This window comes from Peribacillus sp. N1 (genome assembly GCF_054600815.1).
Genome location: NZ_BAAHZO010000076.1, coordinates 1 through 245, shown reverse-complemented (window position 1 = coordinate 245; position 245 = coordinate 1). Strand labels below are relative to the sequence as shown.

General features: G+C 42.9%; 1 pseudogene. It reads right to left on the bottom strand.

What is annotated here, in order from left to right:
* Nucleotides 1–245 (bottom strand): annotated as a pseudogene (locus tag ACYP5M_RS26665) (hypothetical protein); the annotation flags it as partial.

Here is a 245-nt window from a genome sequence, read left to right as displayed (position 1 = left end):
AAAAATTCACTTTCTCCCGATCGATTTAAACGTCTTGTCACACTGACTTCATGAAAGTCAATCGGCAGGGTATTGGTCTCGTTATCAAGGGTCAATGATTCTTCCGCAAAATTCAACGCTTTCCTCGTGTCACTTCCCGAAAAGATGATATCTTACATTTTTGCTCCACTCAGTGATTTCGCAGACTGCTCTCCAATTACCCATCTGACTGCTTCGGTCACATTACTTTTACCGCTTCCGTTTGG